The sequence below is a fragment of the Actinosynnema sp. NPDC020468 genome (genome assembly GCF_040642015.1).
Classification (GTDB): Bacteria; Actinomycetota; Actinomycetes; order Mycobacteriales; family Pseudonocardiaceae; genus Actinosynnema.
Genome location: NZ_JBFAEO010000041.1, coordinates 1 through 14,391, shown reverse-complemented (window position 1 = coordinate 14,391; position 14,391 = coordinate 1). Strand labels below are relative to the sequence as shown.

Annotated in this window: 12 protein-coding genes; 9 read left to right on the top strand and 3 right to left on the bottom strand. The window is 72.5% G+C overall.

From position 1 onward, the window contains the following. Window positions 1–255: 255 nt before the first annotated feature. From AB0G50_RS26040 to AB0G50_RS26015, 6 genes are all read left to right on the top strand, one after another. On the top strand, window positions 256–1,233 hold the full coding sequence (locus AB0G50_RS26040) for a tyrosine-type recombinase/integrase (RefSeq protein ID WP_360113159.1): 978 nt from the start codon (window positions 256–258) through the stop codon (window positions 1,231–1,233). Window positions 1,234–1,288: 55 nt separating this feature from the next. Then, window positions 1,289–2,134 (top strand): Ku protein, encoded by an 846-nt coding sequence (locus AB0G50_RS26035; RefSeq protein WP_360113157.1) that lies wholly within the window; start codon window positions 1,289–1,291, stop codon window positions 2,132–2,134. Window positions 2,135–2,246: 112 nt separating this feature from the next. Next, the gene (locus tag AB0G50_RS26030) at window positions 2,247–3,122 is read left to right on the top strand and encodes a DNA polymerase ligase N-terminal domain-containing protein (protein ID WP_360113155.1); all 876 of its coding nucleotides are present in this window, start codon (window positions 2,247–2,249) and stop codon (window positions 3,120–3,122) included. Continuing rightward, window positions 3,115–4,020 (top strand): non-homologous end-joining DNA ligase, encoded by a 906-nt coding sequence (gene ligD / locus AB0G50_RS26025; RefSeq protein ID WP_360113153.1) that lies wholly within the window; start codon window positions 3,115–3,117, stop codon window positions 4,018–4,020. The genes AB0G50_RS26030 and ligD overlap by 8 nt, the downstream gene beginning before the upstream one ends. Before the next feature lie 75 nt (window positions 4,021–4,095). Then, window positions 4,096–7,056 (top strand): BTAD domain-containing putative transcriptional regulator, encoded by a 2,961-nt coding sequence (locus AB0G50_RS26020; RefSeq protein ID WP_360113151.1) that lies wholly within the window; start codon window positions 4,096–4,098, stop codon window positions 7,054–7,056. A gap of 329 nt (window positions 7,057–7,385) precedes the next feature. Next, window positions 7,386–7,841, top strand: a complete 456-nt coding sequence (locus AB0G50_RS26015) for a PPOX class F420-dependent oxidoreductase (RefSeq protein WP_360113149.1) — start codon at window positions 7,386–7,388, stop codon at window positions 7,839–7,841. A gap of 44 nt (window positions 7,842–7,885) precedes the next feature. Here the strand turns inward: AB0G50_RS26015 and AB0G50_RS26010 are convergent, their stop codons facing one another. The 3 genes from AB0G50_RS26010 to AB0G50_RS26000 form a co-directional block, all read right to left on the bottom strand. After that, window positions 7,886–8,542 (bottom strand): VOC family protein, encoded by a 657-nt coding sequence (locus AB0G50_RS26010; protein WP_360113147.1) that lies wholly within the window; start codon window positions 8,540–8,542, stop codon window positions 7,886–7,888. A 31-nt stretch (window positions 8,543–8,573) separates the two neighbouring features. Continuing rightward, window positions 8,574–10,592 carry an EAL domain-containing protein gene (locus AB0G50_RS26005; protein ID WP_360113145.1) on the bottom strand — a complete coding sequence of 673 codons (2,019 nt, stop codon included), beginning with the start codon at window positions 10,590–10,592 and terminating at the stop codon, window positions 8,574–8,576. A gap of 68 nt (window positions 10,593–10,660) precedes the next feature. Then, window positions 10,661–11,017, bottom strand: coding sequence for a hypothetical protein (locus tag AB0G50_RS26000; RefSeq protein ID WP_360113143.1), 357 nt, complete (start codon window positions 11,015–11,017; stop codon window positions 10,661–10,663). A gap of 67 nt (window positions 11,018–11,084) precedes the next feature. On the opposite strand from AB0G50_RS26000, the gene AB0G50_RS25995 reads away from it, so the two are divergent. The 3 genes from AB0G50_RS25995 (at window position 11,085) to AB0G50_RS25985 (ending at window position 14,189) form a co-directional block, all read left to right on the top strand. After that, complete coding sequence (locus AB0G50_RS25995; protein WP_360113141.1) at window positions 11,085–11,861, top strand: glycerophosphodiester phosphodiesterase family protein; 777 nt, start codon at window positions 11,085–11,087, stop codon at window positions 11,859–11,861. Between the two features lie 61 nt (window positions 11,862–11,922). After that, the gene (locus AB0G50_RS25990) at window positions 11,923–13,320 is read left to right on the top strand and encodes an MFS transporter (protein ID WP_360113139.1); all 1,398 of its coding nucleotides are present in this window, start codon (window positions 11,923–11,925) and stop codon (window positions 13,318–13,320) included. A gap of 20 nt (window positions 13,321–13,340) precedes the next feature. Further along, window positions 13,341–14,189, top strand: a complete 849-nt coding sequence (locus tag AB0G50_RS25985) for an alpha/beta hydrolase (protein ID WP_360113137.1) — start codon at window positions 13,341–13,343, stop codon at window positions 14,187–14,189. Window positions 14,190–14,391 lie beyond the last annotated feature (202 nt).

Genomic DNA, 14,391 nt, shown 5'->3' with positions numbered 1-14,391 from the left:
GCGACCCGACGGTCGGGCGCGTACGCGCGCGACCGTGTCGCGCGACGCCGTGATGCGTGCCGGCGAGGCCTTCGAAGGGATTCGGAAGCGGTCGATCCCCCGGTTGGGGTCGACCCCCTTCCGGGCCGATATTTCATGGATAATCGGCATTATCCATGAGTTGATCATGAGTCAGGGGAGTTGCGACCCGGCGCCACGGCACCCCACGCCGGCGGGAACGCGGAATTGTCGGTGGGGTGCGATAGGAAGATCCACATGGATGTCCTCGCCGCCCAGGAGCAGTTCTTCCTCGCCCGTCGTCCCCGCAAGGACTCCCCCCACACGACGGCGGCCTACCGGCGCGACCTGAACGGCGTCACCGCGATCCTCGCCGAGGTGGTGGGTCTCCCCCGCGAGCAGCTGGTCATCGCGCACCTGACGGCGGGCAACCTGAGGGCCGCGTTCGGGGTGTTCGCGGACTCGCACGCGAAGAGCTCGGTGCTGCGGGCCTGGTCGACGTGGAACCAGTTCCTGACCTTCTGTGTGGCGGACGACCTGGTGCCGGGCAACCCGATGGGCGCGGTGGCGCGGCCGAAGACCCCTCCCCTGGTGCCCAAGCCCTTGCGGGGCGAGGACACGCCGGAGCGGTTGCTGACGGCGGCCGCGGAGGGCGCGCGGCAGGGTCGGGACCCGTGGCCGGAGCGCGACGTGCTGGTGCTGGCGTTGGGGCTGGTGGCGGGGTTGCGGTCGGCGGAGATGCGGGGGTTGACGCTGGCGTCGGTGGTGGGTCGGCCGGGTGAGCGGCGGTTGCACGTGGTGGGCAAGGGGAACCGGGACCGGTCGGTGCCGATCGAGCCGGCGATGGATCGGATCGTCGAGGAGTACCTGGCGTCGTGCCGGCGGCGGTTCCCGCAGGCGCGGTTCGACCGGGGTTCGGCGTTGGTGCGGGACCGGCACGGTGAGCCGATCGGGCGTGGGGGCTTGGAGTACCTGGTGCGGTCGTGCTTCCGGTGGGCGGGGTTGCACGACCGGGTGCCGTCGGGTGCGAACCTGCACGCGTTGCGGCACACGTTCGCGACGCGGTTGGCGGAGGACGGCGCGACGGCGTCGGAGATCATGGCGTTGTTGGGGCACGCGTCGTTGGCGACGAGTCAGAACTACATCGAGGCGACGGCGCGGGAGCGGCGGGCGGCGGTGGCGGGGAATCGGACGTACGTGTCGCTGGGGCGGTTGGCGGAGCGTGCCGAGGGTTAGTCCGTTCGGGTGATGCCGGGCTGCGGAAACCGCAGATCGCGGGTACGCACTGGTCATGAGGTCCGTGTGGCGTGGGGCGATCTCCTTCGGGTTGGTGACGATCGGTGTGCGGTTGTACACCGCGACGGAGGAGCACGACTTCCGGTTCCACCAGGTGCACCGGGAGGACGGTGGGCGGATCCGCTACAAGCGGGTGTGCCAGGTGTGCGGCGAGGAGGTCGCGTTCGCGGACATCGCGAAGGGCTACGAGCTGGACGACGGTCGGGTGGTGGTGATGGACAACGAGGATTTCGACAAGTTGCCGATCAACACCGATCACGCGATCGACGTGTTGGAGTTCGTTCCGGTGGAGGAGATCGATCCGATCTACTTCCAGAAGTCGTATTACCTGGAGCCGGACAAGGCGGCGACGCGGCCTTATGTGTTGTTGCGTCGGGCGTTGGAGGACAGCGGCCAGTTGGCGGTGGTGAAGATCACCATTCGGCAGCGGGAGACGTTGGCGATGTTGCGGGCCCGGGACGACCTGTTGGTGATGCACACGATGTTGTGGCCGGACGAGGTGCGGCGGCCGGAGTTCGATTTCCTGGACGGTGACGTGGAGGTGCGTCCGCAGGAGTTGAAGATGGCGGCGTCGTTGGTGGAGAGCATGGCGGGGTCGTTCGACCCGGCGGCTTTTTCGGATGATTACACGGTGGCGTTGCAGCGGTTGATCGAGGCGAAGGCGGAGGGCGCGGAGTTGCCGGACGTGCCGGAGTCGGAGCCTTCGGGTGAGGTGATCGACCTGATGACGGCGTTGGAGCGGAGTGTGGAGCAGGCCCGTTCGGCGCGGGGTGGGTCGGCGGCGGAGGGTGGTTCGGGGAAGAAGCGGGCTCCGGCGAAGAAGAAGGCGAAGCCGGCCTGAGGTGGGCGGGGATCTTTCGGAGTATCGGCGGAAGAGGGTTCCGGGTGGGACGCCGGAGCCTTTTCCGACGGGGCCTCCCCCGGAGTCGTCGGACGATTCCGGGGGTTTTTTCGTGGTTCAGGAGCACCACGCGTCGAGTTTGCACTGGGATGTGCGGCTGGAGCGGGGTGGGGTGTTGGTGTCGTGGGCGGTGCCGAAGGGTTTGCCGTCGGACGTGGTGTCGATCCGGTTGGCGGTGCGCACCGAGGATCACCCGGTGGAGTACGCGGAGTTCGAGGGGGTGATTCCGGCGGGTGCGTACGGGGCGGGGGTGATGCGGTTGTGGGATCGGGGTCGGTACGAGGTGGTGAAGTGGTCGGACCGCGAGGTGGACGTGGTGTTGCGCGGTTCGCGGGTGGACGGGGAGTTCGTGTTCTTCCGGCGTGGGGGCGGGAGGGACTGGATGGTGAAGCGGCGGGGGGTGCCGGCGCGGCCGGGGTGGGTGGTGTTGCCGGGTTTCGTGGCGCCGATGCGGGCGGTGTCGGGGGTGTTGCCGGAGGGCGGGGGGTGGGGTTTCGAGTTCCGGTGGTCGGGGGTGCGGGTGGTGGCGCGGGTGGAGGGTGGCCGGCTGCGGTTGGTGTCGGGGTCGGGGGTGGACGTGACGGGGTCGTTTCCGGGGTTGCGGGGGTTGGGGCCGTCGTTGGGTGCGACGGAGGTGTTGTTGGACGGGGTGGTGGTGTCGCCGCCGGCGTTGGTGGTGTTCGACGTGTTGCACCTGGACGGGGTGTCGACGGTGGGGTTGTCCTACGAGCGGCGTCGGGCGTTGGTGGAGGGGTTGGGGTTGGCGGGGTCGGCGTGGGTGACGCCGAGGTGGTTCGCGGGTGGGGGTTCGGCGGTGGTGGCGGCGGCGCGGGAGCACGGGGTGTGGGGGGTGGTGGCGAAGCGGGTGGGGTCGGTCTACTCCCCCGGTGTGGTGTCCGGGGAGTGGGTGGAGGTGCGGGTTGGGTGAGGACGCGGTGGTGCGGGTGGAGGGGCGGACGCTGCGGCTGACGAACCTGGGGAAGGTGTTGTACCCGGAGGTGGGGTTCACGAAGGCGGAGGTGATCGACTACTACTCGCGGATCGCGCCGGTGTTGTTGCCTCATGTGCGGGATCGGCCGGCGACGTTGCGGCGGTTCCCGGACGGGGTGGGTGGGTCGTCGTTCTTCGAGAAGAACGTGCCGTCGCACGCGCCAGAGTGGGTGCGTCGGGTGCGGGTGGGTACGTCGGGGTCGCGTGGTGGCGCGGGGTACGTGGACTTCGTGGTGGTGGAGGACTTGGCGACGTTGGTGTGGTTGGCGAACCTGGCGGCGTTGGAGTTGCACGTTCCGCAGTGGACGGTGGGTGCGCGGGGTGGGCGGCATTCTCCGGATCTGGTGGTGTTCGACCTGGATCCGGGTGAGCCCGCGTCGGTGGTGGAGTGCGCGCGGGTGGCGTTGGTGTTGCGGGAGGTGTTGGTGGCGGATGGTCTGGAGCCGGTGGTGAAGACGAGCGGGTCGAAGGGGTTGCAGGTGTACGCGCCGGTGCGGGTGGCGGCGGCGGAGCGGACGTCGGAGTACGCGCGGGGTGTGGCGCGGCGGTTGGCGGCGGAGTTGCCGGAGTTGGTGGTGTGGCGGATGGCGAAGGTGTTGCGGTCGGGTCGGGTGTTGATCGACTGGTCGCAGAACTCGCCGGCGAAGACGACGGTGGCGCCGTATTCGTTGCGGGCGCGGGGTGTTCCGTCGGTGTCGGCTCCGGTGTCGTGGGCGGAGGTGGAGGGGTGTCGGGTGGTGGGTGATCTGGTGTTCGTGGCGGACGAGGTGCGGGCGCGGGTGGCGGCGTCGGGTGATTTGTTCCGGGTGGGTGTGCCGTCGCCGCTCCCCCGTTGACGGGGTCGTCGGGTTCGTCGTGTCGGGGGCGTGGGGTTCTGCGCGGGTGTTCTGGGGGTCGGGGTGCGGTTCGGGGTGTTGGGTCCGTTGCGGGTGTGGGGTCGTGACGGTGTCGAGGTGGTGGTGGGTGGTCCGCGGGTGCGGGCGTTGGTGGCGGTGTTGGTGGTGGACGCGGGTCGGGTGGTGGGTGTGCCGCGGTTGGTGGAGGCGTTGTACGGGGGTGCGGCGCCGGGTGGGGCGGTGAACGCGGTGCAGTCGTTGGTGTCGCGGGCGCGGGCGGCGGGTGTGGTGGTGGAGCGTTCGTCGGGGGGTTATCGGGTTCCGGTGGGGCGGGACGCGGTGGACGCGTTGCGGTTCGAGGACCTGGTGGCGCGGGGTCGGGTGGGTGAGGCGTTGGCGTTGTGGCGCGGGGTGCCGTTGTCGGACGTGGGTGACGCGCCGTTCGCGGGTGTGGTGGCGGCTCGGTGGGAGGAGCTGCGGTTGCGGGCGGTGGAGGAGCACGAGGGTGTGGTGTCGGTGGGGGTGTTGCGGGAGTTGGTGGCGGCGCACCCGTTGCGGGAGCGGTTGGCGGCGCGGTTGGTGTGGGCGTTGCGGGGTGAGGGGCGGGACGCGGAGGCGTTGGGGGTGTTCGCGTCGGCGCGGCGGGTGTTGGCGGAGGAGTTGGGTGTGGGTCCGTCGGCGGTGTTGGTGGAGGCGCACGGTGCGGTGGTGCGGGGTGGTGGGGTGCGTCGGGTGTTGCCGGCGCAGTTGACGAGTTTCGTGGGTCGGTCGGTGGAGTTGGCGGCGGTGGCGGCGGCGTTGGGCGGGTCGCGGTTGGTGACGTTGACGGGTGCGGGTGGTGTGGGGAAGACGCGGTTGGCGGTGGAGGCGGTGTCGCGGGTGCCGGGTGAGGTGGTGTTCGTGGATCTGGCGCCGGTGGCGGTGGGTGGGGATGTGGTGGGTGCGGTGGGTGCGGCGTTGGGGTTGCGGGAGGACGGGCCGGGGTCGGGGGTGTCGGTGGCCCGGTTGGTGGTGGCGTTGTCGGGTCGCGCGGTGGTGCTGGTGTTGGACAACTGCGAGCACGTGGTGGACGACGTGGCGGTGGTGGCGGGGCGGTTGTTGTCGGCGTGCGCGGGGTTGCGGATGGTGGCGACGTCTCGTGAGGTGTTGGGGTTGACGGGTGAGGTGGTGGTGCCGGTGCCGCCGTTGGACCCGGGGTCGGCGGCGGTGCGGTTGTTCGCGGATCGGGCGGCGGCGGTGTGTCCGGGGTTTCGGGTGGACGCGGTGACGGGGCCGTCGGTGGTGGCGATCTGCGTGGCGTTGGAGGGGTTGCCGTTGGCGGTGGAGTTGGCTGCGGCGCGGGTGCGGTCGTTGCCGGTGGCGGAGGTGGCGGCGCGGTTGGGTGATCGGTTCGGGTTGTTGTCGCGGGGGTCGCGGGCGGTGGTGGAGCGGCATCGGACGTTGGAGGCGGTGGTGGGGTGGAGTTGGGGGTTGTTGTCGGAGCGGGAGCGGGTGGTGGCGCGGCGGTTGACGGTGTTCGTGGACGGGGCGTCGTTGGTGGGCGCGGTGGCGGTGTGCGGTGGGGACGCGGCGGAGGTGGTGCCGTCGTTGGTGGACAAGTCGTTGGTGGAGGTGGTGGGTGGGCGGTACCGGATGTCGGAGACGGTCCGGGTGTTCTGCGCGGCGCGGTTGGAGGAGTCGGGTGAGGGTGGGGTGGTGCGGGCGGGGTTGGTGTCGTACCTGACGGGGTTGGTGGGTGGGGCGGCGACGGGGTTGTTGCGTGCGGGGCAGGTGGAGTGGTTGGGGGTGGTGGGCGCGGAGCACGGGAACCTGCGGGCGGCGGTGCGGTGGGCGGCGTCGGCGGAGGTGGGTTCGGCGTTGCGGTTGATGGCGGTGGCGGGTTGGTACTTCTGGTTGCGGGGGTCGCGGTCGGAGGGCGCGGCGTTGGCGGCGGAGGTGGTCGCGGCGGCGGGGGTGGCTCCGGAGGGGTTGGCGGAGGAGTTCCTGTTGTGCGAGTTGAACGCGGGCGCGCACGGGGTGGGTGGTGCGGGTGGGGTGGCGGCGCGGCGGTTGGTGCCGGAGGAGTTCCCGGGTCCGCCGGTGTACCCGTTCCTGACGTTGTTGTGGGGCATGGCGTACGGGGTGCCGGAGGTGTCGCCGGAGGACGGTGCGGGTGTGTTGGACCGGTTGGTGGGTGGGGATCCGTGGTCGGTGGCGTTGGCGCGGGTGGGTGCGGGGATGCGGTTCCAGTACGCGGGGGCGGTGGTGGAGGCGACGCGGGAGCTGGAGGTGGGGTTGGCGGGGTTCCGGGCGTTGGGTGAGCGGTGGGGTACGTCGTTGGCGTTGACGCAGTTGGCGGAGGCGTCGGCGGTGCGGGGTGGGTTGGTGGAGGCGGTGGGGTTGGTGGACGAGGCGTTGTCGGTGGTGGCGGCGTTCGGGGACACCGAGCACGTGGCGGGGATGTGGTGCCGGCGGGCGGAGTGGTCGCGGTTGTCGGGTGATCTGGACGGCGCGTGGGCGGATTTGGAGCGGGCGGTGGTGGTGGCCCGGGGTCAGGGTGCGGCGGAGGCGGTGGCGGCGGCGCGGGTGGGGATGGCGGAGGTGGCGCGGCTGCGGGGCGATCTGGTGGGTGCGCGGGCGTGGGCCGAGGAGGCGTTGGCGGTGTGTCCGGTGGGGTGGTTCGCGCCGGAGGAGGTGCGGGCGTTCGCGCGGGTGGCGTTGGGTCGGGTGGCGTTGGCGTCGGGTGATGTGGTGGGTGCGCGTCGGGAGTGGGTGGCGGCGGCGCGGTCGGGTGCGGAGTGGGGCAACCAGGTGGTGGTGTCGCGGGTGGCGGAGGCGTTCGCGGGGTTGTCGGTGGTGGTGGGTGACGGGGTGGGGGCGGCGCGGTTGTTGGGTGCGGGTGCGGCGTTGCGCGGTGGGGTGGGTGGGGTGGATCCGGACGTGGTGGCGTGTTCGGAGGCGGCGGTGGGGTTGGTGGGCGCGGGGGTGTTCGGGGTGGCGTTCGGTGAGGGTCGTGGGTGGGGTCGGGCGGAGGTGGTGGCGGCGGTGGGCGCGTGACGCGGTCGCCTTCCTCGCCGTCGGGGCTTGCCCGTTTCGGCCGGTGATGGGTGGTCGGGTTTACCTGCGGCGGGTGGGGCTGTGGAGCGCTTCCGCCGTGGTGGCGGTGTTTCGCTCGGGTTGCCCTCTCCCCCGCGGTACTTCGCCGACCCCGGGTCCGACGTTTGTGCGTGGAACGCCGGCGGAGGGTGTGCGCGTACGTGATCGACCAGTCCGTCGTGAGGAGCCCGCGGTCGGGTCTTGCGCGGCGAGCGGGCCGCGGCGGTGGACTCCCCCGGTGCCCTGTGCGGCCGGGTGCCGTGGTGGCCGGTGCTGCCTAGGGTGGGTGGATGCCGAGGTTCGCGAGTGCCGACCGGGTGGGTCGGGATGGGTTGGTGGAGTTCCTGCGTCCGCGTCATCGCGCGTTGTTGGTGACGCGGCGGGTGGACGGTCGTCCGCAGGTGTCGCCGGTGACGTGCGGTGTGGACGGCGAGGGGCGGGTGGTGGTGGCGTCGTACCCGGGGCGGGCGAAGGTGCGCAACGCGCGGCGGGATCCGGCGGTGTCGTTGTGCGTGTTGTCCGACGAGTGGGACGGCCCGTACGTGCAGGTGTTCGGGGTGGCGGAGGTGGTGGACGTGCCGGGCGCGGTGGAGCCGCTGGTGGAGTACTACCGGTCGGTGTCGGGTGAGCACCCGGATTGGGCGGAGTACCGGGAGGCGATGGTGCGGCAGGGCAAGTCGTTGATCCGGGTGACGGTGTCGGACTGGGGTCCGGTGGCGACGGGTGGTTTCCCGCCGGTGGGGTGACCGTGCCGTCCGGGCACCGGTCGGGGTGCCCGGACGGGGTGGGGTCAGGCCCAGGCTCCGCCCCAGCCGGCGGGGTTCTGGAGGATGGCGAAGACGGCGCCCTCGGGGTCGGCGAGGGCGGCGACGACGCCGGTGGGGGTGTCGCGGGGTGGCAGGAGGACGGTGCCGCCGGCGGAGGTGGCGGTGGCCGCCGCGGTGTCGGCGTCGGTGACGGCGAAGTAGGTGACCCAGCCGGGCGTGAGGCCGGTGTCGGGTGCGGTGAGGCGGCCGGCGATGGCGCGGGGCGCGTCGCCGGGGGTGGTGTCGTAGACGGTGAAGGTCTCCCCCGGTGTGCGGGTGTGCCAGCCGAGTTCGGTGGTCCAGTAGTCGTCCTCGGCGGTGTCGCCCATGAGTTCGACCCAGCTGGGTTCGCCGGTGCGGGGTTCGGGTGCCCAGGGTCCGTGCAGGACGCGGCCGGAGTCGACGGCGGCGCCGGGGCGCAGTTCGCGGGGGCCGGGTCCGGCGAACACGACGCGCCACCCGTCGGATCCGTCGCGGACGTGCACGGCGAGCCGGTCGCCGACCCAGCCGGTGAAGGAGCCGTCGGGTTCGGCGATCACCGCCCAGCCCAGCAGCGCCGAGTAGAAGTCGGCGACGGGCTCGGGTCTCGCGGTGGTCAGCTCGATGCGGCGGACACCGCGAGTGGGGGTGGCGGAAGACACGGCGGCGGGTTCCTCACGACGGGGTGGCGGATCATGAATGCGCACCATCCTCCGCACCCGCGACCCGGGACGACAATGCGCTGTTCGGACCAACGGGGTGCTCCGAGAGGACCAGTCCGAGTGGCCGGGGTCGGCCGAGGTGGAAGCCCTGTCCGACGCGGACGCCCAGTCGGGTGAGGGCCTCGACCTGGGAGGGGCGTTCGACCCACTCGGCGACGGCGGAGAGGCCGAGGCCGCGGGCGATCTCCACGATGCCGGCGACGAGGACGGCGTCGGTGGTGCGGCCGTCGATGCCGCGGACGAACTCGCCGTCGATCTTGATGCCGGTGATGGGCAGGTGTTTGAGGTGGACGAACGAGCCGAAGCCGGAGCCGAAGTCGTCGAGGGTGATGCGGCAGCCGAAGGCGCGCAGTTGCAGGGAGAGGGCGCGGGCGGCGTCGAGGTTGGTGACGGCGGCGGTTTCGGTGATCTCGAGGCCGAGGCGGCCGGGCGCGACGCCGGCGGTGGCGAGGCGGTCGAGGACGAAGCCGCCGAAGTCCTCGTCCTCGAGGGTGCGGCCGGAGATGTTGACGTTGAAGCGGAGTTCGGGGTCGGGGTGGGCGACGAGGGCGTCGATGGCGGTGGACAGGACCCAGCGGTCGATGTCGAGGACGAGGTTGGAGCGTTCGGCCTCGGGGAGGAACTCGGCGGGTCCGAGGTAGGGCTCCTGGCCGTCCTCCAGGCGCAGCAGGAGTTCGTAGCCCAGGGTGCGGCCGGTGGCGAGTTGGACCATGGGCATGGCGTGCAGGGCGAGGCCGCCGCCGTCGAGGGCGGCGCGGAGCCGGTCCATGACGGAGACGCGTTTGGCGGTGTCGGCGTAGTGGCCGGGTTCGTAGACGGTGACGCGGTTGCGGCCGGCGGCCTTGGAGGCGTAGAGGGCGAGGTCGGCGTTGGCGAGGACGAGTTCCCAGGTGTCGCCGGCGTGGTACTCGGCGACGCCGGTGGAGACGGTGACGCCGGCGCCGCCCGCGACGACGGGGAGCGCGGCGACGGCGTCGCGGAGGACCTCGGCGACGGCGGCGGCCTGGTCGCGGGTGGAGTCGGGCAGGACGACGGCGAATTCGTCGCCGCCGAGCCTGCCGATGAGCTGGGACCCGGTGAGCCGGGACCGCAGGGCGCCGGCGAGGGCTTTCATGAGCCGGTCGCCCACGGCGTGGCCGCGCAGGTCGTTGACGTCCTTGAAGTTGTCGAGGTCGAGCAGCAGCAGGACGCCGGAGCCGCCGGTGGCGAGGCGTCGTTCGAGTTCGCGGGTGACGGCGCGCCGGTTGGCCAGTCCGGTGAGGGGGTCCTGTTCGGCGAGGGCGAGGAGTTCGTCGTGGACGCGGCGGGCGCGGGTGATGTCGTGTGCGGTGCCCAGGACGCGCAGGGGTGTGCCGTCGGCGTCGGCGACGATCTCGCCGAAGCACTCGAACCAGCGTTCGGTGACGCGGTCGGCGAGCATCATGCGGTGGGTGTAGGAGAACCCGGCGGCGGTGTGCATGGCCTCCTGGAGGGTGGCCTGGATCATCGGCAGGTCCTCGGGGTGCACGAGGCTCGCGTAGCCGTCGTAGTCGAGGTCGGTGCCGGCGGGGAAGCCGAACATCTCCAGCAGGGTGTCGGACCAGACGACGCGGTCTTCGGCGACGTGCCACTCCCAGGTGCCCATGCGGCCCAGGACCTGGGCGCGGCGCAGGGCGTCGGCCTCGTGGGTGGCCTCCAGTTCGCGGTCGCGCCAGGCGGTGACGTCGACGACGCGGTAGAGGAGTTCGTCGTCGTGCCACGGCTGGCAGGTGACCTCGAGCCACCGGTGGCCCTTGCGGTAGGCCGAGGGGGTGAGCAGGGCGAGGCCCGCGCGGGGTCGTTCGGGTGCGCCGGGCAGCAGCGCCGGCAGCGACCGGCCCACCACCTGGTCCGCCGGGACGCCCAGCACCTCGGCCAACGCCGGGTTCGCCCACCTCAGCACGCCCTGTGCGTCGGTGACGCCGAATCCCACGTCGGCCCGGTCGAGCACCTCGCGGTGCAACCCGCTCACGGACCCCTCCTCGGCAGCTCGCGCGCCATGATGGGGTAGATCACGCTCGGTGGGCAACCCGACACCGGTCAGCGCAACCGCTCCAGTCCCCGGGCGGTGTCGACCAGCTCGTCGGCGAGGCGGCGCAGTTCGGCGCGGCCCGCTCCGTCGGCGGCGGCGGTCGCGACGTCCTCGGCGGCGCACCGCAGTTGGAACAGCCGGTCCTGGAGGTCGGCGAGTTCGCCGCCGGAGAGCACGACCGCGTCTTCGGGCAGTCCGCCGCGTTGCACGGCGGCACGGCGTTCGTAGGCGCGTTGCCGGCACGGTTGGGCGCAGTAGCGGCGGGGACGGCCGATCCGGCCCGTGTCGGGCAGCCGCCTGCCGCACCAGGCGCAGTGCCGTGGCTCCTCGCGACGCGGGACGACGGCCCTGGTCACCAATTCCATGGGCCGCGACGGTATCCCGCTACCCACCGGTCACCACAGCGCCACGCCGCCGGTGCACACTCCAGGCGTGACCGCGACCCACCCGTACCTGTCCCGCCCGCTGCCCCGGGCGTTCGCCCACCGGGGTTGGCACCTCGACGACCTGGAGGGGATGGAGAACTCGTTGGCGGCGTTCCGGCGGGCCGCCGCGGAGGGCTTCGCCTACCTGGAGACCGACGTGCACGCCACGTCGGACGGTGTGGTGGTGGTGCACCACGACGAGACGTTGGACCGCACGACCGACGGGCACGGGCCGGTGGCGGGGCAGCCGTGGTCGGTGGTGTCGCGGGCGAAGGTCGGCGGGCGGGAGCCGGTGGCGCGGTTGGAGGACCTGCTGGAGGAGTTGCCCGACGCGCTGGTGAACGTGGACGTGAAGGCGGACTCGGCGGTGGGGCCGGTGCTGGAGGTGCTGCGGCGCACGGGGTCGACGGGCCGGGTGTGCCTGGCGTCGTTCTCCGACCGGCGGTTGGCGCGGTTGCGGGCGGCGGCGGGGCCGGGGTTGTTGACCTCGATGGGTCCGCGCAACGCGGGCGCGTTGTGGGCGTCGGGGCGGGTGCCGCCGCTGCGGTTGCCGGTGCACGGCGCGGTGGCGCAGGTGCCGGTGCGGCAGGGTCGTCTCGTGGTGGTGGACGGCCGGTTCGTGCGGGCCGCGCACCGGCGCGGCGTGGAGGTGCACGTGTGGACGGTGGACGCGCCGGCGGAGATGGCGGCGTTGCTGGACCTGGGTGTGGACGGGCTGGTGACCGACCGGCCGGACCTGCTGCGCGAGGTGTTGCGCGGCCGCGGGCAGTGGTCGGGCGAATGATCGGCGACAGGTTGGTGGTGATCGTCGCCGCGGCCCTCGCGGGGAAGTACAGTCCGCGACCATGAGCGTGGCCGACCGCACCCCTCCCGAGATCGACCGCAGGCGCGAGCAGCGGGGTTGGATCTGGTACGACTGGGCGAACTCCGTGTTCCCCACCTCCGTGGCGCTGGTGTTCCTCTCCGGCTACCTCACCTCGGTGGCGGCGCAGGCGGCGAAGGCCGACACGGCCCTCAACGGGCCGAACCCGTGCGCGGAGAGCCGGTTGCGGGCGTGCGACATCTCCGCGTTCGGCGCGCACTTCCCGGCCGGGGCGCTGTGGGGTTACCTGCTGTCGTTGGCGACGGTGGTGCAGGTGGTGGTGCTGCCGATCATGGGCGCGATCGCCGACCGCACCCAGAACAAGCGGCGGATGCTGGGCGGGTTGGCGTTCCTGGGTTCGATCGCGACGGCGGCGCTGGCGCTGGTGTCGGGTGACGACTGGGGCCTGGGTGTGGTCCTGTTCATCCTGGCGAACATCTGCTACGGCGCGTCGGTCGTCGTCTACTACGCGTTCCTGCCCGAGATCGCCACGCCCGACGAGCGGGACTCGGTGTCCTCGCGCGGGTGGGCGTTCGGGTACCTGGGCGGCGGGCTCGCGCTGGGGCTGCACCTGGCGCTGTACCTGGGTCACGACGCGCTGGGGTTGTCCGAGGGCGCGTCGGTGCGGATCGCGTTCGTCCTGTCGGGACTGTGGTGGGCGGGGTTCACGCTGATCCCGTTGGCGCGGCTCAAGAGGCACCAGGAGCCGCACGGCGCGGAGACGGGCGCGTCGGTGGTGACGGCGGGGTTCGCCGAGCTGCGGTCGACGTTCCGGCAGGCGCGGTTGTTCCCGTTGACGCTGGCGTTCCTGGGCACGTACCTGATCTACACCGACGGGATCGCGACGGTGGCGAGCGTGTCGGCGCAGTACGGGCGCGACGAGCTGCACTTCGAGGAGAGCGTGCTGATCTCCACGATCCTGATCGTCCAGTTCGTCGCGTTCTTCGGCGGGGTGCTGCACGGGTGGGTCGCGAAGTACTGGGGCGCGAAGCGGACGATCATGGTCAGCCTGTGCGTGTGGATCGTGGTGGTCGGCGCGGCGTTCTTCGTGCAGGCCGGTCAGCCGGGCCAGTTCTACGCGCTGGCCGCCGGGATCGGCATCGTGCTGGGCGGCACGAACGCGTTGTCGCGGTCGCTGTTCTCGCAGATGGTGCCGCCGGGGCGGGAGGCGCAGTACTTCTCGCTCTACGAGGTGGGCGAGCGGTCGACGTCGTGGCTGGGTCCGCTGGTGTTCGCCGGTGTCGGGCAGGCGACGGGGTCGTTCCGGTTGGCGATCATCTCGCTGGTGGTGTTCTTCGTGGCCGGGTTCGTGCTGCTGATCTTCGTGCCGGTGTGCCGGGCGATCGCCGCGTCGGGAAATCCGGTACCCGCCAAGGTGTGAGCGCCGGCAGGCTGCCCGGCGTGACCACACCGCAACAGCCCGTGCCCGCACCGCCCGCGCCCGAGCACCTGTCGGGCGCGCGCCGGTACCGCGACGCGCTCGTCGCCCGTCCGCTGGGCTACCGGCCCCTGAGCCTGGACCTGGTGGTGCCCGAGGGGCCGGCGGCGCCGCTGGTGATCGCCGTCTACGGCGGCGCGTTCGCGACCGGGTCGCGGCGGCACAGCGAGGCCGGGCAGCACCTGGTGGACACGCTCGTGCCGCAGGGGTTCGCGGTGGCGCGGGTGGAGCACCGGCACTCCCGGGAGGCGCCGTTCCCGGCGCAGCTGCACGACGTGAAGGCCGCGGTGCGGTGGTTGCGGGTGCACGCGGCGACCCTGGGTGTGGACCCGGCGCGGTTCGCCGCGTGGGGCACCTCCTCCGGCGGGCACCTGGCCACGATGCTCGCGGTCACGCCCGGCCGGCACGAGGGCGACCTGGGCGTGACGGGCGTGTCCGGCGCGGTGCGGGCCGCGGTGGCGTGGAACGCGCCGGTCGACCTCGGCCACCTGCCGCCGCCTCCGCCCGAGTCGGCGTTCCACGCCACCGGGAACGACCCGCACGACTGGCTCGCGCCCACCCCCGAGGCGAAGGCGGCCGCGTCCACCCACACCCACGTGCGGTCCGACGCGGCGCCGCTGTTCCTCGCGCACGGCGAACGCGACTTCGCGATCCCCGTGGAGCAGGCCGAGCTGCTCGCGGCGGCCTATCGGCGGGCGGGCGCGCACGTGGAGCTGGTCCGGGTGCCCGGTGCCGACCACTTCTTCACCGACGCGGTGCGCGACGACCTCACCGGGCGGGCGACGCGGTTCCTCCGCGCACACCTGGCCTGACCGCGACCACCACGGCCGTGGTGATCAGCCACGCCGCCACCGGGCCGTAGCCGGAGCCCGGCAGCAGCAGCGACCACACGGCGCCGGCCGCCACCCCGAGCGCCCCGGCCCGCCAACACCCCGTCCGCGAACGGCATCCGCAGGTGCGACCGGAAGATCGACACCAGCACCTCGCCCGCGTCGATCCCCGCGTCCCGCAACC